The following is a 22,216-nucleotide window of genomic DNA, read 5'->3' on the forward strand; positions in this document are numbered from 1 at the left end:
CAAGCCGCGCCGCCCGCCCGTATATCGACGGCATGGCGACCGACCACTCAGGCGAACTCAAACCCCGTGCGCGGCAACTGCTGCGGACGCTGATCGGCCGCTACATCCACGACGGCGAGCCGGTGGGTTCGCACACGCTGGCGCGCCACGCCGGGCTGGATATCAGTCCGGCGACCATCCGCAGCATCCTTGGCGATCTCGAGGATCTCGGCCTGTTGGCCTCGCCGCACACCTCGGCGGGACGGGTGCCGACCGCGCAGGGCTACCGGGTGTTCGTCGATTCGCTGCTGCAGGTCGAGCCGCTGGGCGATCCCGAGCTGTGCCGCTTGCGCGAGGAATTGCCGTCCCACGCCGGGACGCGCCAGTTGCTCGGCAATGCCGGCGAGTTGCTCTCGGCGATGAGCCACTTCGTCGGCGTGGTCAGCGCCGAACGCCGGGCCAGCGTGCCGTTCCGTCGCATCGAATTCGTTGCCCTCAGCGTGGACGAGGTGCTGGCGATCGTGGTCTTCAGCGACAACGAGGTGCAGAACCGCGTGGTGCGCACCGGCAAGGCCTACGACCCGGGCGAACTGGAGCGGGTCGCCAATTACCTGAACGCCCATTTCGCCGGATTGCCGATCGCCCAGGTCAAGCGCCAGTTGCTGGCGGAATTGCGCGCTGCCCGCGACGAATTGCACGTGCTGATGTCGCAGGCGCTGGAACTGGCCGAATTGGCCATCGACGAGCACGCGGTGGACGATCGCGGCGATTCCGAACTGGTGATGGCCGGCCACACCAAGCTGATGGGCGTGCAGGAATTGGCCGATATCGCCCGCCTGCGCGACCTGTTCGAAACCTTCGGGCGCAAGCGCGACATGCTGCAATTGCTCGATCGCACCCTGCATGCCGAAGGCGTGCGCATTTTCATCGGCGAGGAAACCGGGCTGGCGCCGATGGGCGACGACATGGCGCTGGTCGCCGCGCCCTACGGCAATGCCGGCCGGGTATTGGGCGTGCTCGGGGTGATCGGGCCACGGCGGATGGCCTACGACCAGGTGATCCCGCTGGTGCAGGCGACGGCGGGCCTGCTCGGCGAGGCATTGGGGCAGGACCGCGGCTCTTGATTTTCCGGCTGCCTGCCGCATGTCAAACTGGACGACCGCTGGCGACGAGGTGATGCAGGAACATGAGTACGGAAACCCCCAATCCCGAAGATTTGCACGATGGCCTGTCGCCCGAGCAGATAGCCGACATGGGCGCTGCCGTCGGCGACGATGATCGCGCCGAGGCACTGAGCGCGGAACTGGAACAATTGCGTGCGCAATTCCTGCTGGAGCGCGCCGATCTCGAGAACCAGCGCAAGCGCATGGCCCGCGATGTCGACAACGCCCGCCGTTTCGCCAACGAGAAATTGCTGGCCGATCTGCTGCCGGTGTTCGACAGCATGGAAGCCGGGCTGGCTGCCGCTGCCGCCGACGATCCGCTCCGTGCTGGCCTCGAACTCACCCTCAAGCAATTGCACGCGGTCGCCGAGCGCAATGGCCTGGCGGAACTGGCGCCGAAGAAGGGCGATGCCTTCAATCCGGAACACCACAACGCGGTGACCCAGCAGGCCGCCGATGGCGTGCCTCCGGGCGCGATCGTGCAGATGTTCCAGAAGGGCTACGTCCTCAACGACCGGTTGCTGCGGCCGGCCATGGTGGTCGTGTCCCCGCACGACTGAACCCGGCCAATCGGCAGCTCAACCCTTGAAAGCCCGGGCCCGGCACCCATCTAGCTAGCAAGCTTCGACGGCACGTCGGCACTCCCAATTTGAAATCATAGAGAGAAGACACTATGGGCAAGATTATCGGCATCGACCTCGGCACCACCAATTCCTGCGTCGCCATCATGGAAGGCGGCAAAGCCCGCGTGATCGAGAACGCCGAAGGCGACCGCACCACGCCTTCCATCGTCGCCTGGACCAAGGATGGCGAAGTCCTGGTCGGCGCCGCCGCCAAGCGCCAGGCGGTGACCAATCCCAAGAACACCTTCTTCGCGGTGAAGCGCCTGATCGGCCGCAAGTTCACCGACGCCGAAGTCAAGAAGGATCTCGACCTGGTGCCGTACGCCATCGTCGAGCACAGCAATGGCGACGCCTGGGTGGCACTGGCCGACGGCAAGACCATGGCGCCGCAGGAAGTCTCGGCCAAGGTGCTGGAGAAGATGAAGAAGACCGCCGAAGCCTATCTCGGAGAGACGGTCACCGAAGCGGTGATCACCGTGCCGGCCTACTTCAATGACAGCCAGCGCCAGGCGACCAAGGACGCCGGCCGCATCGCCGGGCTGGAAGTGAAGCGCATCATCAACGAACCGACTGCGGCCGCGCTGGCCTACGGTCTCGACAAGAACGACTCCCGCGATCGCAAGATCGCCGTGTACGACCTTGGCGGCGGCACCTTCGACGTCTCGATCATCGAGATCGCGCAGGTCGACGGCGAGAAGCAGTTCGAAGTGCTGGCCACCAACGGCGACACCTTCCTGGGTGGCGAAGACTTCGACAAGCGCGTGATCGACTATCTCGTCGACGAGTTCAACAAGGAGCAGGGCATCGACCTGCGCAAGGACCCGCTGGCCCTGCAGCGCCTGAAGGACGCCGCCGAACGCGCCAAGATCGAACTGTCCACCGCGATGGGCACCGAGATCAACCTGCCGTACGTGACCGCCGATGCCTCGGGCCCGAAGCATCTCAACATCAAGCTGACGCGCGCCAAGCTCGAAGCGCTGGTCGATGACCTGGTCAAGAAAACCATCGAGCCGTGCCGCACCGCGCTCAACGACGCCGGCCTCAAGGCCAGCGACATCAACGAGGTGATCCTGGTCGGCGGCCAGACCCGCATGCCCAAGGTGCAGCAGGCGGTGGCCGAGTTCTTCGGCAAGGAACCGCGCAAGGACGTCAACCCGGATGAAGCCGTCGCGATTGGTGCGGCGATCCAGGGCGGCGTGCTGGCCGGCGACGTCAAGGACGTGCTGCTGCTCGACGTCACGCCGCTGAGCTTCGGCATCGAAACGCTGGGCGGCGTGATGACCAAGATCATCGAGAAGAACACCACCATTCCGACCAAGGCCTCGCAGACGTTCAGCACCGCCGACGACAACCAGTCGGCCGTGACCGTGCACGTGCTGCAGGGCGAGCGCGAACAGGCCCGCTACAACAAGTCGCTGGCGCGCTTCGACCTCACCGGGATCGAGCCGGCGCCGCGCGGCATGCCGCAGGTCGAAGTCAGTTTCGACATCGACGCCAACGGCATCCTCCATGTCAGCGCCAAGGACAAGAAGACCGGCAAGGAACAGCGCGTGGAGATCAAGGCCGGTTCCGGCCTGTCCGAGGACGAGATCAAGCGTATGGTCGAGGACGCCGAGGCCAACCGCGAGGAAGACAAGAAGTTCCATGAGTTGATCGAAGCGCGCAACAAGGCCGATGGCCTGGTGCACGCCACTCGTTCGGCGATCAAGGAACATGGCGACAAGCTGCCGGGCGAGGCCATCGGTCGCGCCGAAGCCGCGATCGCCGACGTCGAAGCGGCGATGAAGGGCGACGACAAGGGCCAGATCGAAGCGCGTTCGAAGGTGCTGGAAGAGGCCGCGCAGTCGCTGTTCGCCGCGGCCAACGCTGGCCAGTCGCCCGGCCCGGACATGGGTGGCCATGCTGGCGCACAGCCGGGTCATGGCGGTGGCGACGATGTGGTCGACGCCGAGTTCACCGAAGTCAAGGACGACGGCAAGCAGGCCTGATCGATCGGGCGCGGATGCACACCGGGCGCCGGCCTCGCAAGAGGTGCGGCGCCTTTTCATGAGTCGGAGGCGTGATGGGCAAGGGCAGGCTTGAGGCGTTCAGTGACGGGGTGATCGCCGTGATCATCACGATCATGGTGCTCGAGTTGAAGACGCCGCACGAGCCGACACTGCAGGCATTGCTGGCGAACGCGCCGGTGTTCATGAGCTATGTGCTGAGCTTCATCTATGTCGGCATTTACTGGAACAATCACCACCACATGCTGCACGCCGTGCAGCGCATCAACGGCCGCGTGATGTGGGCCAACCTGTTCTTCCTGTTCTGGCTGTCGCTGTTTCCGTTCGTGACCAGTTGGGTCAACGAATCGCATCCGTTCCCGGCACCGGTTCCGATCGCGATGTACGGCTTCGTGTTGCTGATGGCGGCGTTGTCGTGGATTCCGCTCGGGCGTGCCCTGATCGCCTGCAATGGCGGTCGCGATGGCACGCTGGGGCGCGCGCTCGGCGGCGAGCACGGTGCATGGAAGGAGAAGATTTCTCCGCTGTTCTACCTCGCAGGCATCGCGCTGGCGTTCGTCGCGCCGATCGTGTCCTGCATCCTCTACATCCTGGTGGCGATCGTGTGGTTCGTCCCCGACCGTCGCATCGAACAACAACTGATGAAGCATCACGAAGCATGAGCAAGCACGACTACTACGAAACCCTTGGCGTCGCCCGCACCGCAGACGACGACACGCTGAAAAAAGCCTATCGCCGTTGCGCGATGAAGCACCATCCCGATCGCAACCCCGGCAATGCCGAGGCGCTGGCGCAGTTCAAGGAATGCAAGGAAGCCTACGAGGTGCTGTCCGATCCGCAACGCCGGCGCGCCTACGACCAATATGGCCACGCCGCGTTCGAGCACGGCATGGGCGGCAATGGCGGCGGTGGCCCGCAATACCACGATGTCGGTGACATCTTCGGCGACATTTTCGGCAACATCTTCGGTGGCGGTGCCCAGCGCGGCCCGCGTCGCGGCGCCGACATCGGCTATGCGATGGAGCTCGACCTCGAGGATGCGGTGAATGGCGTGGAACAGCGCATCACCCTGCCGATGCTCGACGAATGCGCGCAATGCCACGGCAGCGGATCGACTGACGGCAAGCTTGAGACCTGCGGCAGTTGCAAGGGGCATGGCCAGATCCGCATGCAGCGCGGCATCTTCTCCATGCAGCAAGTGTGCCCGGAATGCCAGGGTCGCGGCCAGGTGATCGTCGATCCGTGCCCGGCCTGCCATGGCAATGGCCGCGTCCACAGCGAACGCACCCTCGACATCAAGGTGCCCGCGGGCGTCGACAACGGCGACCGCATCCGCCTGGCGGGCGAGGGCGAGGCCGGACCGGCCGGGGCACCACCGGGCGATCTCTATGTCGAGATCCACGTGCGGCCGCATGCGATCTTCCAGCGCGATGGCGACGACCTCCATTGCGAAGTGCCGATCCGCATCACCCAGGCAGCCTTGGGCGACACGGTGCGCGTGCCGACATTGAAGGGCGATACCGAGATCCGCATCCCGGCCGAAACGCAGAGCGGCAAGGTGTTCCGCCTGCGTGGCAAGGGCGTGAAGTCGGTGCGCAGCCGCAGCGAGGGCGACCTGTACTGCAAGGCGGTGGTCGAGACGCCGGTGAACCTCACCACTGAGCAACGCAAGTTGCTGGAGCAATTCGAAGCCACCTTCGTTGGCGAGGGCGCGCGCAAGCACTCGCCGAAACACAGCACCTTCGTCGATGGCGTCAAGGGGTTCTGGGACCGGATGGTGTCCTGACCGGAAGGCGGTGTCCGGCTGTCACGAAGTGCGGCCGGGCTGCAGGTACACTGGCTGCGTGATTCGACAGCAGTGGGGGTGCAAGATGGTTTCGGCCGTTCCGCAAGCAGTCGCCGCGCGCTTGACGCGCAGCGCGATCTTCCTGGTAGTGACGATCAAGCCCGGCAACGAAGCGCTCGACCGGGTGCGCAACGTCTGCGGCAATCTGTCCGGACTGGTGCGTTCGATCGGGTTCCGCAATCTCGACGGCGAGGTGTCCTGCGTGATGGGCATCGGCTCGCAGGCCTGGGACCGGTTGTTCGCCAGTCCGAGGCCGAAGGAGCTGCATCCGTTCCAGGAAATCCGTGGCGTGCACGTCGCGCCATCCACGCCGGGTGACTTGCTGTTCCACATCCGTTCCCGCGACATGGGCATGTGCTTCTCGCTGGCGAACAACATCGTCAACCAGCTGGCGGATGCCGTCGACGTGGTCGACGAGGTGCACGGCTTCAAGTTCTTCGATGATCGCGACCTGCTTGGCTTCGTCGATGGCACCGAGAACCCGACTGGCCCCTACGCGGACGAAGCGACCCTGATCGGCGCGGAAGATCCGGCATTCACTGGCGGCAGTTACGTGATCGTGCAGAAATACCTGCACAAGCTCGATGCCTGGAATGCGCAGACGGTCGAGGTGCAGGAAAACGTGATCGGCCGCAGGAAGGTCTCGGACATCGAACTCGACGACGCGGTGAAGAAACCCTTCGCCCACAACGTGCTGACCACGATCGAGGAAAACGGCGTCCAGCTGAAGATCGTGCGCGACAACATGCCGTTCGGCGAGATCGGCAAGGGCGAATTCGGGACGTACTTCATCGGCTATTCCTGCTCGCCGGCGCGGACAGAACAGATGCTGACCAACATGTTCGTCGGCAAACCGCCGGGCAACTACGATCGCCTGCTCGATTTCAGCACCGCCGTCACCGGCGCGTTGTTCTTCGTGCCGACGGCGGATTTCCTCGACAACGTGCCCTCGACCGATCTGCCGCCGACCAGCGACGCGGTGGTTCCGGGAACGGGCCAATAGGCCGGGCATGCCGACACGATTGCTGATCCACGGCGCCAATGGCCGCATGGGCCGCGCGGTGCGCCGCATCGCCGTGACGGACGAGCGTTTCGCCATCGCCGGGGTGGTCTCGCGTTCTACGCCGGAAGTGCGCGTGATCGACGGCATCCCGTTTTTCGCCGCGAACGAACTGTCCGGCGTGCCGGAATTCGATGTCTGCATCGACTTCAGCTTGCCGGAAGCCTTTGACGGCATCCTCGCCGAATGTGCAAAGCGTGGTGCCGCGCTGGTGTCGGGGACGACCGGATTGAGTGATGCGCAACGCGCAACGCTCGATGCCGCTTCGGCAAAGATCCCATTGATCTGGGCTTCGAACTTCAGCCTCGGCGTGGCGCTGTTGCACCAGTTGGTCGAAGTGGCAGCGACGCGTTTGCCGGGCTGGGACTGCGACATCGTCGAATCGCATCACGTCCACAAGAAGGACGCGCCATCGGGCACCGCCCTGACGCTGGGCGAAGCAGCGAAGCAGGGCGGTGCCGACCCGCATTACGCCAGCCTGCGTGCCGGCGATATCGTCGGCGAACACCTGGTGCAGTTCAGCGGGCAGGGCGAGCGCATCGAGTTGATCCATCGTGCCAACGATCGCGACATCTTCGCGCGCGGCGCGTTGCACGCCGCAGCGTGGCTGCACGGCCGGCCGCCGGGCCACTATCGGGTGGCGGATACCCTGGGTTGAGCCCCGCGCGGCTACGGAATTGCGTAGCGATCCGTGAATCCCGATTCAGGCTGAACAGTCGTCCCAGCGTGGACAGGCGGGGTGCGTTCATCTATCATTTCTTCTCGCCCGACCCACCTGCCTCCGAACCGGATTTCCGCGCTTCGGCGGCTTTCTGCAACCCGAAACAAGGCGAAGCCCGTGACCGAACCTGCAATCCTGGCCCTAGAAGACGGCAGCGTCTTCCACGGGGTTTCCGTTGGCGCGCCCGGACTTTCCGTGGGCGAAGTGGTGTTCAACACCGCGATGACCGGCTACCAGGAAGTGTTGACGGATCCGTCTTACGCCCGCCAGCTGGTGACGCTGACCTATCCGCACATTGGCAATACCGGCATGACGGAGCAGGACGATGAAGCCGGCAAGGTCTGGGCCTCCGGGCTGATCGTGCGCGACGTGCCGCGCCGCCCCAGCAACTGGCGCAGCCAGGTGTCGTTGCCGGAATGGCTGCAGGCGCGCGGAATCGTCGCGATCAGCGATATCGACACCCGCCGCCTGACCCGCCTGTTGCGCGACAAGGGCTCACAGAATGGCGCCCTGATGGCCGGCCGCATCGACGAAGCCGAAGCGATCGAAGCCGCGCGCAAGTTCCCCGGCCTGAAAGGCATGGATCTGGCAAAGGTGGTCAGCACCGACAAGGCGCATGCGTGGACCGAGGGCAGCCTCGATCTCGATACCGGCGTCTTCGCGCAACCGGCGAAACGTTTCAAGGTCGTTGCTTACGATTTCGGCGCCAAGCGCAATATCCTGCGCATGCTGGCCGATCGCGGTTGCGATGTGACCGTGGTGCCGGCGCAGACGTCCGCCGCCGATGTGCTGGTAATGAATCCCGATGGCGTGTTCCTCTCGAACGGCCCCGGGGATCCCGAACCCTGCGATTACGCTGTCGCCGCGATCCGCGAATTCGTCGCGAAGAAGATTCCGACCTACGGCATCTGCCTTGGTCACCAGTTGCTTGGCCTCGCGGTCGGCGCGAAGACGATGAAGATGGCGCATGGCCATCATGGCGCCAACCATCCGGTGATCGATCTCGACAACGGCCGCGTCTACATCACTTCGCAGAACCACGGCTTCTGCATCGACGAATCCACGGTGCCAGCCAACGTGCGGGTGACGCATCGTTCGCTGTTCGATGGCACCAACCAGGGCATCGCGTTGACTGATGCGCCGGCCTTCAGTTTCCAGGGTCACCCGGAAGCCGCGCCCGGTCCGCACGAAATGTCCTATCTCTTCGATCGTTTCATCACCATGATGGAGGCACGCTGACATGCCAAAGCGCACTGACATCAAGACCATCCTGATCATCGGCGCCGGTCCGATCGTGATCGGCCAAGCCTGCGAATTCGACTATTCCGGCGCGCAGGCGTGCAAGGCGCTGCGCGAGGAGGGCTATCGCGTGGTGCTGGTCAACTCGAATCCGGCGACGATCATGACCGATCCGGAAATGGCCGACGCCGTCTACATCGAGCCGATCAACTGGAAGTCGGTCGAGAAGATCATCGCCAAGGAAAAACCCGACGCGCTGCTGCCGACGATGGGCGGCCAGACCGCGTTGAATTGCGCGCTCGATCTCGCCGACAACGGCGTGCTGGAACGCTACAACGTCGAACTGATCGGCGCTTCGCGCGATGCCATCCGCATGGCTGAGGATCGCGAACTGTTCCGCGTGGCGATGGAAGAAATCGGACTGGAATGCCCGAAGGCCGAGGTCGCGCGCACCTTCGAGCAGGCGCTGGAAATCCAGACCAAGGTCGGCTATCCCACCATCATCCGTCCCAGCTTCACGCTCGGCGGCAGCGGCGGCGGCATCGCCTACAACAAGGAAGAGTTCGAGGACATCGCCAAGCGCGGCCTCGAACTGTCGCCGGTGCACGAAATCCTGGTCGAGGAATCGGTGCTGGGCTGGAAGGAATTCGAGATGGAAGTGGTGCGCGACACCGCGGACAACTGCATCATCGTGTGTTCGATCGAAAACCTCGATCCGATGGGGGTGCACACCGGCGACAGTATTACCGTTGCGCCGGCGCAGACGCTCACCGACAAGGAATACCAGCGCCTGCGCAATGCCTCGATCGCGGTGCTGCGCAAGATCGGTGTCGATACCGGCGGTTCCAATGTGCAGTTCGGCATCAATGCCGACGACGGTCGCGTGGTGGTGATCGAGATGAATCCGCGCGTGTCGCGTTCGTCGGCGCTGGCATCGAAGGCAACCGGCTTCCCGATCGCCAAGATCGCGGCCAAGCTGGCGGTCGGCTACACGCTTGACGAATTGCGCAACGACATCACCGGCGGATTGACGCCGGCGAGCTTCGAACCGGCGATCGATTACGTGGTGACGAAGATCCCGCGTTTCGCCTTCGAGAAATTCCCGACCGCCGATTCGCGCCTGACCACGCAGATGAAATCGGTGGGCGAGGTGATGGCGATCGGTCGCACCTTCCAGGAATCGATGCAGAAGGCCCTGCGCGGACTGGAAACCGGCAAGAACGGTTTCGATCCGACCGGTCTCGACTTGACCAGCGAAGACGATCTGGTCACGCTCAAGCGCGAAGTGAAGGAAGCCGGCCCCGAGCGATTGTTCTATCTCGCTGATGCGTTCCGTGCCGGGATGAGCGTGGAGGACGTGCACGCACTGTCGCGGGTCGATCCGTGGTTCCTCGACCAGATCGAGGAGATCATCGCCAGCGAAAGCGATATCGCCCGCACCGGTCTTGGTGGCCTCAATCCGATCCTGATGCGCGCGTGGAAGCGCATGGGCTTCTCGGACGCGCGCATCGCCACGTTGTGCAAGACCGACGAGAACGCGATCCGCGCCTTGCGTCGTGGTTTCGGCATCCGTCCGGTCTACAAGCGCGTCGATTCCTGCGCCGCCGAATTCGCCACCACGACGGCCTACATGTACTCAACCTATGAGGAAGAGTGCGAGGCCAACCCGAGCGATCGCGACAAGATCATCGTGCTCGGTGGTGGCCCCAACCGCATCGGCCAGGGCATCGAGTTCGACTACTGCTGCGTGCACGCGGCGCTGGCGCTGCGCGAGGACGGCTACGAGACCATCATGGTCAACTGCAATCCGGAAACCGTCAGCACCGATTACGACACTTCCGATCGCCTGTATTTCGAACCGCTGACGCTGGAAGACGTGCTCGAGATCATCGATCTCGAAAAGCCCAAGGGCGTGATCGTGCAGTACGGCGGGCAGACGCCGCTGAAGCTGGCGCGTGCGCTGGAAGCGAACGGCGCACCGATCATCGGCACCTCGCCGGAATCGATCGACCTCGCCGAAGACCGCGAACGTTTCCAGAAACTGGTCAACGATCTCGGCCTGCTGCAGCCACCGAACCGAACCGCGCGTAGCGCCGAGGAAGCCCTGGTACTCGCGCGTCAGATCGGTTATCCGCTGGTGGTGCGCCCGAGCTATGTGCTCGGTGGCCGCGCGATGGAAGTGGTGCATGCCGACGCCGATCTCGAACGCTACATGCGCGAAGCGGTGAAGGTGTCGAACGATTCGCCCGTGCTTCTCGATCGCTTCCTCGACAACGCGGTGGAAGTCGACATCGACGTCATCGCCGACAAGGATGGCAACGTGCTGATCGGTGGCGTGATGGAGCACATCGAGGAGGCCGGCGTGCATTCCGGTGATTCCTCGTGCTCGCTGCCGCCGTATTCGCTGCCGCGTGACGTCCAGGATCGCCTGCGCGAACAGGTGGTCGAGCTGGCGAAGAAGCTCAACGTGATCGGGTTGATGAATACCCAGTTCGCGATCCAGCAGAACGGCGACGAACATCTCATCTTCCTGCTGGAAGTGAATCCGCGCGCGTCGCGCACGGTGCCATTCGTGTCGAAGGCGACCGGCCGCCCGCTGGCCAAGATTGCTGCGCGCTGCATGGCCGGCAAGACGCTGGCGGAACAGGGCACGACCGAGGAAATCATCCCCGAGTATTTCTCGGTGAAGGAAGCGGTGTTCCCGTTCGCCAAGTTCCAGGGCGTCGATCCGATCCTCGGCCCGGAAATGCGTTCCACCGGCGAAGTGATGGGCGTCGGCCGAAGCTTCGGTGGCGCCTTCGCGCGCGCCGAGGAAGCCGCCAACATTCGTGCACCGAAGCCGGGTACCGCGTTTGTCTCCGTGCGCGATCCCGACAAGCAGCGCGTGGTCGTGGTGGCGAAGGAGCTGGTGCGGCGCGGCTTCAATCTTGTCGCAACGCGCGGCACCCAGCAGGTGCTGGCTGAACAGGGCATCGAGTGCGCGCTGGTCAACAAGGTGACGGAAGGGCGGCCGCACGTGGTCGACCTGATCAAGAACGGCGAGATCACCTATATCGTCAACACCACGGAAGGCAAGCAGGCGATCAACGATTCGTTCTCGATCCGCCGCGAAGCACTGCAGCACCGCGTGACCTATTCGACCACCGTGTCCGGGGCCAAGGCATTGCTGCATTCACTGGACTTCCGCGACAGTGGCCCGGTATGGTCTCTGCAGGAATTGCACCGCGAATTGCAGGAAGGATGAGAAAACGATGGCAGCACCCATTACCGCAAAAGGCGCCGCACGTTTGCGCGCCGAACTGGAAGAACTGAAGTCCGTGAAACGCCCCGCCGTGATCCAGGCGATCGCGGAAGCGCGCGCCCACGGCGACCTCAAGGAAAACGCCGAGTACCACGCCGCGCGCGAGCAGCAGGGCTTCATCGAAGGTCGCATCAAGCACCTCGAAGGCGAACTGTCGCATGCGCAGATCATCGACATCGCTACGCTCAACGCCGGCGACAAGGTGGTGTTCGGCGCGACCGTCGATATCGCCGATACCGAGAATGACGACGAGCGCACCTACCAGATCGTCGGTGACCTCGAAGCCGACATCAAGCTGGGACTGATCGCGATTTCGTCGCCGGTGGCGCGTGCGCTGATCGGCAAGCACTCCGGCGACGTCATCACCATCGAGGCGCCTGGCGGCACCCACGAATTCGAAATCGTCGACGTCCGCTACCAGGGTTGATGCGTGAGCGCCGCGGCCTGCCTGCTGCTGCCGTCGCGTGATCAATTCGACGCGGTTGCATTCGATGCGACGTTGGCGCGTGCACTGGGTCGTGGCGATCGCATCGACAGCGGTGGCGATGGTCGTCGCGCGCAACTGCGACGCTTCGTTCGCTTGACGCCGACGCACTGGTCGCTGGCTGCGCTCGCGCGTCAAGAGGAGCGTGGCGATGCCGCTGGTTCCGCGTGGTTGCGTGTCGATCCGGTGCATGTGCGGCCCGACATCAATGGTGCGCGCCTGCTTGGCTGGGGCGAAGGGCTGCAGCTGTCGGAGGAGGAAGCGCATGCCTTTAGCGCCGCATTGCGTCCGTTGTTCGGCGACGCTGGCTTTGCACTTGAGGCGACGTCGCCGGATCACTGGTACCTGCGGATGGAGCCGGGCACGCCGCTGCCGGAATTCCGCGACCCCGCCGAAGCGCTCGGTACCGATCTCGGCGATGACATCGACACCTCTCCGCAACATCGGCGCTGGCGCGTGCTGGCTTCGGAAGCACAGGTCGTCCTCCACAATCACCCGGCCAATCGCGAACGTGCACGACGCGGATTACCGGCGGTGAATGCCGTGTGGTGCTGGGGTGGCGGCGTGCTGCCGCAGTCGGTGCAGGGGGTGGATGACTGGATGCTGGCGAGTCGCGATCCGTCCGCGCGCATCCTCGCCGCCGCCGCGGATCGCCTCGACACATTGCCCACGAAATGGACGCTGCCAGCGCGTGATGTCGCATTCGACTTGCATCGTGTCGTCAAGCCGCAGGCGATCATCGACGACTGGGTGATGCCGGCACTCGCAGACTTGCAACGCGGCGAACTCCGACAGCAGGTGCTGGATTTCGCCGATGGCCTGCGCTGGCGATTCGAGCGACAACAACGGTGGCGGATGTTCCGTCGCCCCGTGCAGACATTCAGTTGAGCGAACACCCCGTCATCCGTCGTCGCGAAGTCGTCCAGCCGCAAGGCGACTGGCCTGCCGATGCGCCCGAAGCGCTGCGCAACCTCCATGCCGCGCGCGGCAGTCGCAGTGCCAACCACGCTTGGCCGCGACTCGCCGACCTGCCATCGCCAGAATCATTGCTCGATATCGATCGCGCTGTCGCCCTGTTGCACGACGCGCTGGACGGCGATCGCCACATCGTCATCAGCAGCGATTTCGATTGCGATGGCGCCACCGCCTGCGCGGTGATGTTGCGCGGCCTGCGCCTGCTTGGTGCGCGCAAGGTGTCGTTCGCGGTGCCGGATCGCATGCGTCATGGCTATGGACTCACACCCGGATTCGTCGACGAACTCGAACCGTTGCGGCCGGAATTGCTGGTCACGGTCGATCACGGCATCGCCTGCCACGCCGGTATTGCTGCTGCGCGCGAACGTGGCTGGAACGTTTTGGTCACCGATCATCATCTGCCTGGCGAAACGCTGCCGGATGCGAACGCGATCGTCGATCCCAATCGCCATGGCGACCTGTTCCCGTGCAAGATGCTGTCCGGTGTCGGCGTGGCGTTCTACGTGCTCTCGGCGCTGCGGGCGGCGATGCGTGCCTTGGGCGATGCGCGCGCAAACGACGCGGACCTGTCGCCGCTGCTCGATCTCGTCGCGGTTGGCACCGTCGCCGACCTGGTGCCGCTCGATGCCTGCAACCGCGCACTGGTCGCGGCGGGATTGCGGCGCTTGCGACTAGGGAAAGGCTGCGTCGGCCTGCGTGCGTTGATCGAAGTCGCCGGTCGCGATGCCTCGCGCCTGTCCACCGCCGATCTCGGATTCGCCATTGGCCCGCGCATCAACGCTGCGGGACGGCTCGACGACATGCGTCTCGGCATCCGTTGCCTCGTCACCGACGATCCCGCCGAAGCACGCGAACTCGCGCGCATCCTCCACGAGATCAACGCCACCCGTCGCGAGGTGCAGGACGGCATGGTCGCGGAAGCGCTGGCTCGGGTTCCGCGAACGGTCGCCGATGTCCCCGCGCTATGCCTGTTCGATCCCGACTGGCATCCCGGCGTGATCGGCCTCGTCGCGTCGAAACTGGTCGAACAGCACCATCGCCCGGCGTTGACGTTCGCGCGTTCCGAACCGGACTCGACGTCATTGCGTGGTTCCGCGCGCTCGATTCCCGGTGTCCACATGCGTGACGCGATCGCCCGCATCGACGCCCTGCATCCGGGCCTGATCGATCGCTTCGGCGGTCACGCCATGGCGGCGGGCCTGACGCTGGACGAAACGAAACTGCCGCAGTTCCGTGCGGCGTTCACCGATGTCATCGCCGCACAACTCGATGCCGACGTGCTGGAACGCGTGCTGTGGAGCGATGGATCGCTGGCGATTGCGGACATCGATCATCGCCTCGCCATCGCCCTGCGTGACGGCGGCGCTTGGGGGCAGGGCTATCCCGAACCGGCCTTCGACGATGTCTTCGATGTCCTCGGCACACGCTGCGTCGCCGGCAAGCATCTCGCGCTGGAACTCGGGCGCGATGGCCGGCGCTGGCGTGCGATCCAGTTCAGTGGCTGGACGGCGGATCCGATTCCAGCACGGGTGCGAGTGCTGTATCGCCCGGCGCCCGATGACTGGAAGGGTGGCGAGGCAGTGCAATTGATGGTGTTGCATCGCGAGCCTGCCGAAGATCCGATCGGCGCTTGAGTCCGAACAACGGGCGCAGCCAGCCGATGCGACGGATCAGGCATTCATGCAGCAACAGGCACCCTGCGATCGTTCCTGCAACCACCAGCAGTGGTTCCACCACCGGCCCGAGATGCTTCGGGATCAGCATAAAGGCGATGGCGATGATCAAGGTCTGGTGCAGCACGTACCAGGGAAAGATCGCTTCCGTGCAATAGGGCAGCCAGTGAAACGGCTTGTCCAGCAATACCCGCCCCCAACCGAAGATCGCCAACAGCGCCAACCATGTGTAGCTGGCGCGACCGATACGCTCGACTGCACCCCAGGAGACATGCATCGTCCATTCCGGCAACGGGTCTGCCGGCGGATGGCCACCCAGCCAGCGCAGCCCCAATTCGAGCGAGATCGCCAGTACCGCCGCCACGAGTGTCTTCCAGCGCCGGCGTTCGACCCAAGTCCAAAACCACTGGCTGGCCGCCAGCAGGTAGCCGAGCAGGAACAGCGGCAGCGATTCGGCGTGCACCGTCCAGTCGCCGAGCAGCGCGTGGCTCTCTGGATAGCGCGGCATCAGCCACAACTGCACGAAGATCATCCACGCGGCGGGAGCGACAACCAGCAGCCATCCGGCAATGGCGGAGCGCGCCCGAGGTTCCATCCACGCCCGCATGCGCCTGAGCGCTGGCATCAGCACCAACAGCAACATCGTATACGGCCACAAATAGGCCAGGTACCAGAGATGGTTCCAGGTCGGAGTGGTCAGGCACTGGCCGTCGCGGCAGAGCCCGGCGGTCACGTAGAGCTTGTAGAAGTGCGAAAAGCCCCCGGCGTAGCCGAACTGCGTAATGATCTGGATCCAGGTTTGCGGCGGAACCACGACAAACATGCCGAAGATCAGCGGCAGCAGCAGGCGCCAGCTGCGCGTGGCTGCGAAGCGCAGCCGATGGTCTCCTGCTCTGGTGAGGCCGATGGCGATTCCGGAAATCATGAACAGCAGCGGCATTCGCCAGCGGTTGAGCGCGATCATCGGCCACTGCAGCCATTCGGCCGTGTAGTCGCTCTTGATGTGGAAGCCCCAGTCGGCGACGTAGACCATGGCCGAGTGGTAGAGGATCAGCAAGGCGAAGGCGAGAATCCGCAAGGCATCGATATCGTGTCGGCGACGGTTGTCCATCGATGGGCATCCACAAAGAAGATGGCGCCAGCTTTCGACCTGCCGGCAGCGATCTCCAGCGCCAGATGACCAGATGCGAGGTCCCTGTGACGAATTGCAGGCCAACAGGGACGAGTCGTGGGGGCCGATGTCGCGCCCACCCATACAATGCGTGGATGGAATCCGGCCCGACGACGTTTTACCAACGCTACCTGCCGTGGCGACGCAGTTTCGAAACCGGCTTCTGGATCATCCAGTTCCTGGTCAGTGCGATCGCGAACAGCATTACGGTTGGAGTGGATGCGCAGCGCCTCCAGCTCGCGCTCGCGCCGTGGCAGGCGGCGACCCTGGAGACCAGCAGCGCCCTCGCATCGTTGCTGCTGGTGCCGGCCGTAGTCTGGATGGTGCGTCGCTGGCCGATCCACCTCGACAACTTGCGACGCACGCTGCCGATCCATGTGCTCGCCAGCGTCGGCTGGTCGATGCTGCATGTCGTGGGCATGGTCGCCATCCGCAAGATCGTCTACGCCAGCCAAGGCACCCATTACGACTTCGATCCATGGTGGTCCGGATTCGGTTACGAATACCTGAAGGATGTCCGCAGCTACGCCAGCATGGTGGTGGCGATCGAAGGCTATCGGTTCGTCATGCTGCGCCTGCAGGGCGAAGCCAGCCTGCTCGACAGGCCGGATGAAGGGCCGCCGGTCGAATCGATCGAACGTCCCGAACGTTTCCTGATCCGCAAGCTCAATCGCGAGTTCCTGGTCGCCGCCAACGACATCGAATGGCTGCAGGCGTCCGGCAATTACGTCAACCTGCGCGTCCGCGGCCACGATTACCCGTTGCGCAGCACCATTGCGGGCATCGAGGCCAAGCTCGACCCGGAACGCTTCCTGCGCATCCAGCGCAGCTACATGGTCAATCTCGACCAGGTGGTGTCGATCGAGCCGCTGGACACCGGCGACGCCCGCGTCCACATGCGCGATGGCGCACGACTGCCATGCAGCCGCACCTACCGCAACGGGCTGCGGCAGCGCTTTGGGCAAGACGGGTGAGGGTAGGAGCCCCGGCTGCTATCATGCTCGGCTGTTTCCGTAGTCAGTTTCCGCACATGATCGAGCTCAATCCAATCCGAGCCCGCATCGCCGACCTCAGCGGTCGGCTCGATGCGCTCCGGGGGTATCTTTGACTACGACGCCAAACGCGAGCGTCTTGAAGAAGTCGAGCGTGAGCTCGAAAACCCCGACATCTGGAACGATTCCGAACGCGCGCAGGCGCTCGGTCGCGAGCGTTCGCTGCTCGACAAGACCGTCAATGGCATCCGCGACCTGAAGGACGGCCTCGGCGGTGCGGGCGAATTGCTCGATCTCGCCGAAATGGAAGACGACGAAGACACCGCGCTGGCCGTGGTCACCGACGTCGATCGCTTCGAAAAGGGCGTCGAGCAGCTGGAATTCCAGCGCATGTTCTCCGGCAAGATGGATTCGCATTCGGCCTTCGTCGATATCCAGGCCGGCGCCGGCGGCACCGAAGCGCAGGACTGGGCGGAAATGCTGTTGCGCATGTATCTGCGCTGGGCGGAATCGCGCGGCTGGAAGACCGAGTTGATGGAAGTCAGCGGCGGCGATGTCGCCGGCATCAAGTCGGCGACCTTCCGCGTCGAAGGCGAATACGCTTACGGCTGGCTCAAGACCGAGATCGGCGTGCATCGACTGGTGCGCAAGTCGCCGTTCGATTCCGACAATCGCCGCCACACCAGTTTCACCAGCGTCTTCGTGTCGCCGGAAGTGGACGACGACATCGACATCGACATCAATCCCGCCGATCTGCGCACCGACGTGTACCGTTCCTCGGGCGCGGGTGGCCAGCACGTCAACAAGACCGAATCCGCGGTGCGCATCACCCACATCCCGACCAATACCGTGGTCGCCTGCCAGACCGGCCGCAGCCAGCACCAGAACCGCGATACCGCGATGAAGATGCTGGCGGCGAAGCTGTACGAGCTTGAGGTCCAGAAGCGCAACGCCGAGAAGGACGCGCTGGAAGCGACCAAGGCCGACATCGGCTGGGGCAGCCAGATCCGCAATTACGTGCTCGACCAGAGCCGGATCAAGGATCTGCGCACCGGCATCGAACGCAGCGATACCCAGAAGGTGCTCGATGGCGATCTCGACGAATTCGTCGAAGCCAGCCTGAAGTCGGGACTGGAAGCGGGTGCCAAACGCATCGATTTATAAGTCTGTTGTTTGTGTTCCGATCACTGACGAGGAGACTGGTATGAACCGCAAGAAGATCTGCTTCATTCTGTTTGTTTCTGTTGCACTGGCAGCATTCGGTGCAGCCGCGCAACCACGGCAAGACGGTGGCATCAAGCACGATACCAAGGCCGTTGGCCATGACATCGCCAATGGCGCTCGCAAAGTCGGGCATGGAACAAAACACGCCGCCAAGACAGTTGGTCACGGTGCAAGGAAGGCCGGGACCGCTGTCGGCCATGGTGCGCGCCAAGGCTGGCACGCGACCAAACACGCAGTGAAGCATGTGTTCCACAAGGGTGATTGAGCGCCAGCGGATACGCTTTCTCCATATTCCACAAGTGAGACATCAACTGCCGGTACAGACGCCGGCAGTCACGGAAACCCCATGAACGAAACCACCGATACCCAGCCCGTCGACGAAAACAAGCTGATCGCCGAGCGCCGCGAAAAACTCACGGCGCTGCGTGGGCAGGGCATCGCGTTTCCCAATGACTTCAAGATCGACAGCTTCGTCGGTGATCTGCAGGACGAGTACGCCGACAAGGACATGCACGGCGCCGAGGCCATCGAGGCTGCGCAGCGTCGGGTGAAGGTGGCCGGCCGCATCGTGCTCAAGCGCGTGCAGGGCAAGGTCAGTTTCGCGCAGATCCAGGACATGACCGGACGCATCCAGTTGTTCATCCACGCCGGCACCGTGGGCGATGTCTACGAGGCGTTCAAGGGCTGGGACATGGGCGATATCGTCGGTGCCGAAGGCATGCTGATGCGCACCAAGACCGGGGAGCTGTCGGTGAAGGTGGACGTGCTGCGCCTGCTCACCAAGAGCCTGCGTCCGCTGCCCGACAAGCATCACGGCATGGCCGATGTCGAGCAGCGTTACCGCCAGCGTTACGTCGACCTGATCGTGACCGAGGAAGCGCGCGACACCTTCCAGAAGCGTTCGCGCATCATCGGTTTCATGCGCCAGTGGCTGGAAGCCGAGCCGCGCCGCTTCATGGAAGTGGAAACGCCGATGATGCACATCATTCCCGGTGGCGCCACGGCCAAGCCCTTCATCACCCACCACAACGCACTCGATCTCGATCTGTTCCTGCGCGTGGCGCCGGAGTTGTACCTGAAGCGACTGGTGGTTGGCGGCTTCGATCGCGTCTACGAGATCAACCGCAACTTCCGCAACGAGGGCGTGTCGACCCGGCACAATCCCGAGTTCACCATGCTCGAGTTGTACCAGGCTTACGCGACGTACAACGAGATCATGGATCTCACCGAATCGGTGATCCGCGATACCGCGCAGCACGTGCTGGGCACCACGCAGCTGGAATGGGACGGCGCGCAGATCGACGTCGGCCCGACCTTCCGCCGCTGGACAATGGAAGACGCGGTGCTCGAGCACAATCCCGAGATCAAGCGTGAGGAACTGCGCGATCGTGCCGCGATGGCCGCGCATGCCAGGCGTCTCGGCGTGCAGCTCAAGGACGGCTATGGCTGGGGCAAGCTGCTGCTGGAGATCTTCGAGAAGACGGTGGAACACACCCTGGTCCAGCCGACCTTCATCACCCAGCATCCGGTGGAAGTGTCGCCGCTGGCGCGCGAGAACGACAACGACAAGGGCATCACCGATCGTTTCGAACTGTTCGTCAACGGCAAGGAACTCGCGAATGGTTTCTCCGAGTTGAACGATCCGGAAGACCAGGCCGCACGCTTCCAGGCGCAGGTGGACGCCAAGGACGCCGGCGACGACGAAGCCATGCACTTCGACGCCGACTACATTCGTGCGCTGGAAGTCGGCCTGCCGCCGACCGGTGGCCTCGGCATCGGTATCGATCGCCTGGTGATGCTGCTCACCGGTTCGGCATCGATCCGCGATGTGCTGCTGTTCCCCTACATGCGGCCGGAAGCGTAATTACGCCTTCGGTGCCGCATCCCGCAATTCGCGCCGCAAAATCTTGCCGACGTTCGTCTTCGGCAGTTCCGTACGGAATTCGACGACGTGCGGGCGCTTGTAGCCGGTGAGGTTTTCCTTCGCGTAGGCGATCACCTGTTCGGCCGTGAGCGATGGATCCTTCTTCACGATCACCACCTTCACCGCTTCGCCGGAATGTTCGTCCGGCACGCCGACGGCGGCCACTTCGGCGATGCCCGGCATCGACGCGAGTACGTCTTCGATTTCATTCGGATAGACGTTGAAGCCGGACACCAGGATCATGTCCTTCTTGCGATCGACGATGAAGACAAAACCGGTTGACTCGATCCGCGCCATGTCGCCGGTATGCAGCCAGCTGTCGCCATCGATCTGCTGCGCCGTTTCCGCCGGGCGCTGCCAGTAACCGGCCATGACTTGCGGGCCCTTGATGCACAGTTCGCCGACTGCGGCACCGTCCATCGCCAGGGTTTTGCCGTCGTCGTCCTTGATGCAGACATCGGTGGACGGAATCGGCAGGCCGATCGAACCGTTGTAGGCGGGCAGGTCGAGTGGATTGATGCAGGCGGCGGGAGAGGTTTCCGTCAAGCCATAGGCTTCGGAAAGCGTGCAGCCGGTGACGGCCTTCCAGCGCTCGGCGACGCTGCGTTGCACCGCCATGCCGCCGCCCAATGACAGGTGCAGGTGCGAGAAATCGACCTCATCGAAACCGGGCGTGTTGAGCAGGCCGTTGAACAGCGTGTTGACGCCGGTGAAGGAGGTGAACTTGTGCTTCTTCAATTCCTTGACGAAGCCGGGCATGTCGCGCGGATTGGTGATGAGGATATTGCGCGCGCCCAGTTCCATGAACACCAGGCCGTTCGCTGTCAACGCGAAGATGTGATACAGCGGCAGCGCGGTGATGATGGTTTCCTGGCGGTCCTCGCTCACGCACGGCGAGATCCACGCGCCGGCCTGCAGCATGTTCGAGACCAGGTTGCGATGGGTCAGCATCGCGCCCTTGGCGACGCCGGTGGTGCCGCCGGTGTATTGCAGGAAGGCGATGTCGCTGTTCTTGACTTCCACTTTCGGCATCGGCGCGTTTGCGCCTGCAGCCAGTGCATCGCGATAGCGGATGGCACCGGGAATCGAATACGCCGGCACCATCTTCTTGACGTGCTTGACCACGAAGTTGACCAGCGCGCCCTTCAATCCACCGAGCAGGTCGCCGAGGCCGGTGGTGACCACGTGCTTGACGGCGGTGTCGGGCAGTGCATCCGCAAGCGTCTTGCCGAAGTTGTCGACGACGACGATCGCGACCGCGCCGGAATCCTTGAGCTGGTGCTCGAGTTCGCGCGCGGTGTAGAGCGGATTGACGTTCACCACGGTCAAGCCGGCGCGCAGGATGCCGAAGGTGGCGATCGGCTGCTGCAGGCAGTTGGGCATCATCACCGCGACGCGGTCGCCCTTCGACAGTTTCAGGGTGTTGAGCAGGAACGAGGCGAACTGCGCGCTGAGGGTGTCGAATTCGCCATAGGTGAGCGACTTGCCCATGCAATAGAACGAGTCGCGGTCGCGATGCTTGCTGATCGCGCGTTCCAGTACCGCGTTGATCGACGTGTAGGAATCGGGATCGATGGTGGCGGCAACGCCCTTCGGGTAGTTCGCGAGCCAGGGGCGTTCGAGTTCACTCATTCCGGTTGTTCCTTGCACGCTGCGGTGGAGTATGGATCGTCGGTCGATTGGAGCATGCGCATGCTGCATGCGGCAAGCATCGGTGTTGGTGCGATGCAGCAGTCGCGACATGCAGTGCAATTCGAGCGGGAAGTGCGGACGCTTCGGAACGAGCGGCGAGATGGCGGATTCCCTGAAGCGACCGTGCCGCCGCATGGGTGAGG

At 63.8% G+C, this 22,216-nt stretch carries 17 protein-coding genes and 1 pseudogene; 16 read left to right on the forward strand and 2 right to left on the reverse strand.

Annotation, left to right across the window (positions count from 1 at the left end; translation table 11 throughout):
• The first annotated feature begins 32 nt into the window (after window positions 1-32).
• The 12 genes and pseudogenes from hrcA to recJ all read left to right on the forward strand — a co-directional run.
• Window positions 33-1,103 carry a heat-inducible transcriptional repressor HrcA gene (hrcA, locus tag Lysil_RS11510; protein ID WP_103075705.1) on the forward strand — a complete coding sequence of 357 codons (1,071 nt, stop codon included), beginning with the start codon at window positions 33-35 and terminating at the stop codon, window positions 1,101-1,103.
• Between the two features lie 128 nt (window positions 1,104-1,231).
• The gene (grpE, locus tag Lysil_RS11515) at window positions 1,232-1,702 is read left to right on the forward strand and encodes a nucleotide exchange factor GrpE (RefSeq protein ID WP_425477176.1); all 471 of its coding nucleotides are present in this window, start codon (window positions 1,232-1,234) and stop codon (window positions 1,700-1,702) included.
• A 113-nt stretch (window positions 1,703-1,815) separates the two neighbouring features.
• A complete protein-coding gene (gene dnaK, locus Lysil_RS11520) occupies window positions 1,816-3,753 on the forward strand; it encodes a molecular chaperone DnaK (protein WP_103075707.1) in 1,938 nt (645 codons plus the stop codon).
• Between the two features lie 74 nt (window positions 3,754-3,827).
• Window positions 3,828-4,433 (forward strand): TMEM175 family protein, encoded by a 606-nt coding sequence (locus tag Lysil_RS11525; protein WP_103075708.1) that lies wholly within the window; start codon window positions 3,828-3,830, stop codon window positions 4,431-4,433.
• Window positions 4,430-5,557, forward strand: a complete 1,128-nt coding sequence (gene dnaJ, locus Lysil_RS11530; RefSeq protein ID WP_103075709.1) for a molecular chaperone DnaJ — start codon at window positions 4,430-4,432, stop codon at window positions 5,555-5,557. Before Lysil_RS11525 ends, dnaJ begins: the two co-directional genes overlap by 4 nt.
• A gap of 85 nt (window positions 5,558-5,642) precedes the next feature.
• Window positions 5,643-6,620, forward strand: coding sequence for a Dyp-type peroxidase (locus Lysil_RS11535; protein ID WP_103075710.1), 978 nt, complete (start codon window positions 5,643-5,645; stop codon window positions 6,618-6,620).
• Between the two features lie 7 nt (window positions 6,621-6,627).
• Window positions 6,628-7,335 (forward strand): 4-hydroxy-tetrahydrodipicolinate reductase, encoded by a 708-nt coding sequence (gene dapB / locus Lysil_RS11540; protein ID WP_103075711.1) that lies wholly within the window; start codon window positions 6,628-6,630, stop codon window positions 7,333-7,335.
• A 180-nt stretch (window positions 7,336-7,515) separates the two neighbouring features.
• Window positions 7,516-8,637 carry a glutamine-hydrolyzing carbamoyl-phosphate synthase small subunit gene (gene carA, locus Lysil_RS11545; protein ID WP_103075712.1) on the forward strand — a complete coding sequence of 374 codons (1,122 nt, stop codon included), beginning with the start codon at window positions 7,516-7,518 and terminating at the stop codon, window positions 8,635-8,637.
• A 1-nt stretch (window position 8,638) separates the two neighbouring features.
• Window positions 8,639-11,881, forward strand: a complete 3,243-nt coding sequence (gene carB, locus Lysil_RS11550; protein WP_103075713.1) for a carbamoyl-phosphate synthase large subunit — start codon at window positions 8,639-8,641, stop codon at window positions 11,879-11,881.
• 7 nt (window positions 11,882-11,888) lie between these two features.
• Window positions 11,889-12,365, forward strand: a complete 477-nt coding sequence (greA, locus tag Lysil_RS11555) for a transcription elongation factor GreA (RefSeq protein WP_103075714.1) — start codon at window positions 11,889-11,891, stop codon at window positions 12,363-12,365.
• Window positions 12,366-12,368: 3 nt separating this feature from the next.
• Window positions 12,369-13,310 (forward strand): phosphoglycerate mutase, encoded by a 942-nt coding sequence (locus tag Lysil_RS11560; RefSeq protein WP_103075715.1) that lies wholly within the window; start codon window positions 12,369-12,371, stop codon window positions 13,308-13,310.
• A pseudogene (recJ, locus tag Lysil_RS11565) lies at window positions 13,307-15,010 on the forward strand (single-stranded-DNA-specific exonuclease RecJ); the annotation flags it as partial. The gene Lysil_RS11560 and the pseudogene recJ, both read left to right, overlap by 4 nt.
• Here recJ and Lysil_RS13600 read toward each other — a convergent pair.
• A complete protein-coding gene (locus tag Lysil_RS13600; RefSeq protein ID WP_129588433.1) occupies window positions 14,892-16,181 on the reverse strand; it encodes an acyltransferase family protein in 1,290 nt (429 codons plus the stop codon). The pseudogene recJ and the gene Lysil_RS13600 overlap by 119 nt on opposite strands.
• Window positions 16,182-16,336: 155 nt before the next feature.
• Between Lysil_RS13600 and Lysil_RS11575 the strand changes: the two genes are divergently transcribed.
• The 4 genes from Lysil_RS11575 to lysS all read left to right on the forward strand — a co-directional run bounded on the left by Lysil_RS11575 (window position 16,337) and on the right by lysS (window position 20,321).
• On the forward strand, window positions 16,337-17,215 hold the full coding sequence (locus Lysil_RS11575; protein WP_103075717.1) for a LytTR family DNA-binding domain-containing protein: 879 nt from the start codon (window positions 16,337-16,339) through the stop codon (window positions 17,213-17,215).
• 56 nt (window positions 17,216-17,271) lie between these two features.
• Window positions 17,272-18,397 (forward strand): peptide chain release factor 2 gene (gene prfB / locus Lysil_RS11580; RefSeq protein ID WP_103075718.1). Its coding sequence is split into 2 segments (ribosomal slippage): window positions 17,272-17,346 and window positions 17,348-18,397, totalling 1,125 coding nucleotides; the frame shifts between segments, so codons are not numbered across the junction.
• A gap of 40 nt (window positions 18,398-18,437) precedes the next feature.
• Entirely contained in the window at window positions 18,438-18,722 is a 285-nt protein-coding gene (locus Lysil_RS11585; protein ID WP_103075719.1) for a hypothetical protein, read from the forward strand.
• An 81-nt stretch (window positions 18,723-18,803) separates the two neighbouring features.
• A complete protein-coding gene (gene lysS, locus Lysil_RS11590; RefSeq protein ID WP_103075720.1) occupies window positions 18,804-20,321 on the forward strand; it encodes a lysine--tRNA ligase in 1,518 nt (505 codons plus the stop codon).
• On the opposite strand, the gene Lysil_RS11595 is transcribed toward lysS, so the two are convergent.
• A complete protein-coding gene (locus Lysil_RS11595) occupies window positions 20,322-22,013 on the reverse strand; it encodes an AMP-binding protein (protein ID WP_103076042.1) in 1,692 nt (563 codons plus the stop codon).
• Between the last annotated feature and the right edge of the window lie 203 nt (window positions 22,014-22,216).

It is taken from the genome of Solilutibacter silvestris, from assembly GCF_002895945.1.
GTDB lineage: Bacteria > Pseudomonadota > Gammaproteobacteria > Xanthomonadales > Xanthomonadaceae > Solilutibacter > Solilutibacter silvestris.

Bases quoted from the DNA above. Each gene is read 5' to 3' on its own strand.
- hrcA (WP_103075705.1), top strand. From the start codon at position 33: ATGGCGACCGACCACTCAGGCGAACTCAAACCCCGTGCGCGGCAACTG.
- greA (WP_103075714.1), top strand. From the start codon at position 11,889: ATGGCAGCACCCATTACCGCAAAAGGCGCCGCACGTTTGCGCGCCGAA.
- dnaJ (WP_103075709.1), top strand. From the start codon at position 4,430: ATGAGCAAGCACGACTACTACGAAACCCTTGGCGTCGCCCGCACCGCA.
- carB (WP_103075713.1), top strand. From the start codon at position 8,639: ATGCCAAAGCGCACTGACATCAAGACCATCCTGATCATCGGCGCCGGT.
- Lysil_RS13600 (WP_129588433.1), bottom strand. From the start codon at position 16,181: ATGGACAACCGTCGCCGACACGATATCGATGCCTTGCGGATTCTCGCC.
- dapB (WP_103075711.1), top strand. From the start codon at position 6,628: ATGCCGACACGATTGCTGATCCACGGCGCCAATGGCCGCATGGGCCGC.
- Lysil_RS11595 (WP_103076042.1), bottom strand. From the start codon at position 22,013: ATGAGTGAACTCGAACGCCCCTGGCTCGCGAACTACCCGAAGGGCGTT.
- grpE (WP_425477176.1), top strand. From the start codon at position 1,232: ATGGGCGCTGCCGTCGGCGACGATGATCGCGCCGAGGCACTGAGCGCG.
- Lysil_RS11535 (WP_103075710.1), top strand. From the start codon at position 5,643: ATGGTTTCGGCCGTTCCGCAAGCAGTCGCCGCGCGCTTGACGCGCAGC.
- dnaK (WP_103075707.1), top strand. From the start codon at position 1,816: ATGGGCAAGATTATCGGCATCGACCTCGGCACCACCAATTCCTGCGTC.
- Lysil_RS11575 (WP_103075717.1), top strand. From the start codon at position 16,337: ATGGAATCCGGCCCGACGACGTTTTACCAACGCTACCTGCCGTGGCGA.
- Lysil_RS11525 (WP_103075708.1), top strand. From the start codon at position 3,828: ATGGGCAAGGGCAGGCTTGAGGCGTTCAGTGACGGGGTGATCGCCGTG.
- lysS (WP_103075720.1), top strand. From the start codon at position 18,804: ATGAACGAAACCACCGATACCCAGCCCGTCGACGAAAACAAGCTGATC.
- Lysil_RS11585 (WP_103075719.1), top strand. From the start codon at position 18,438: ATGAACCGCAAGAAGATCTGCTTCATTCTGTTTGTTTCTGTTGCACTG.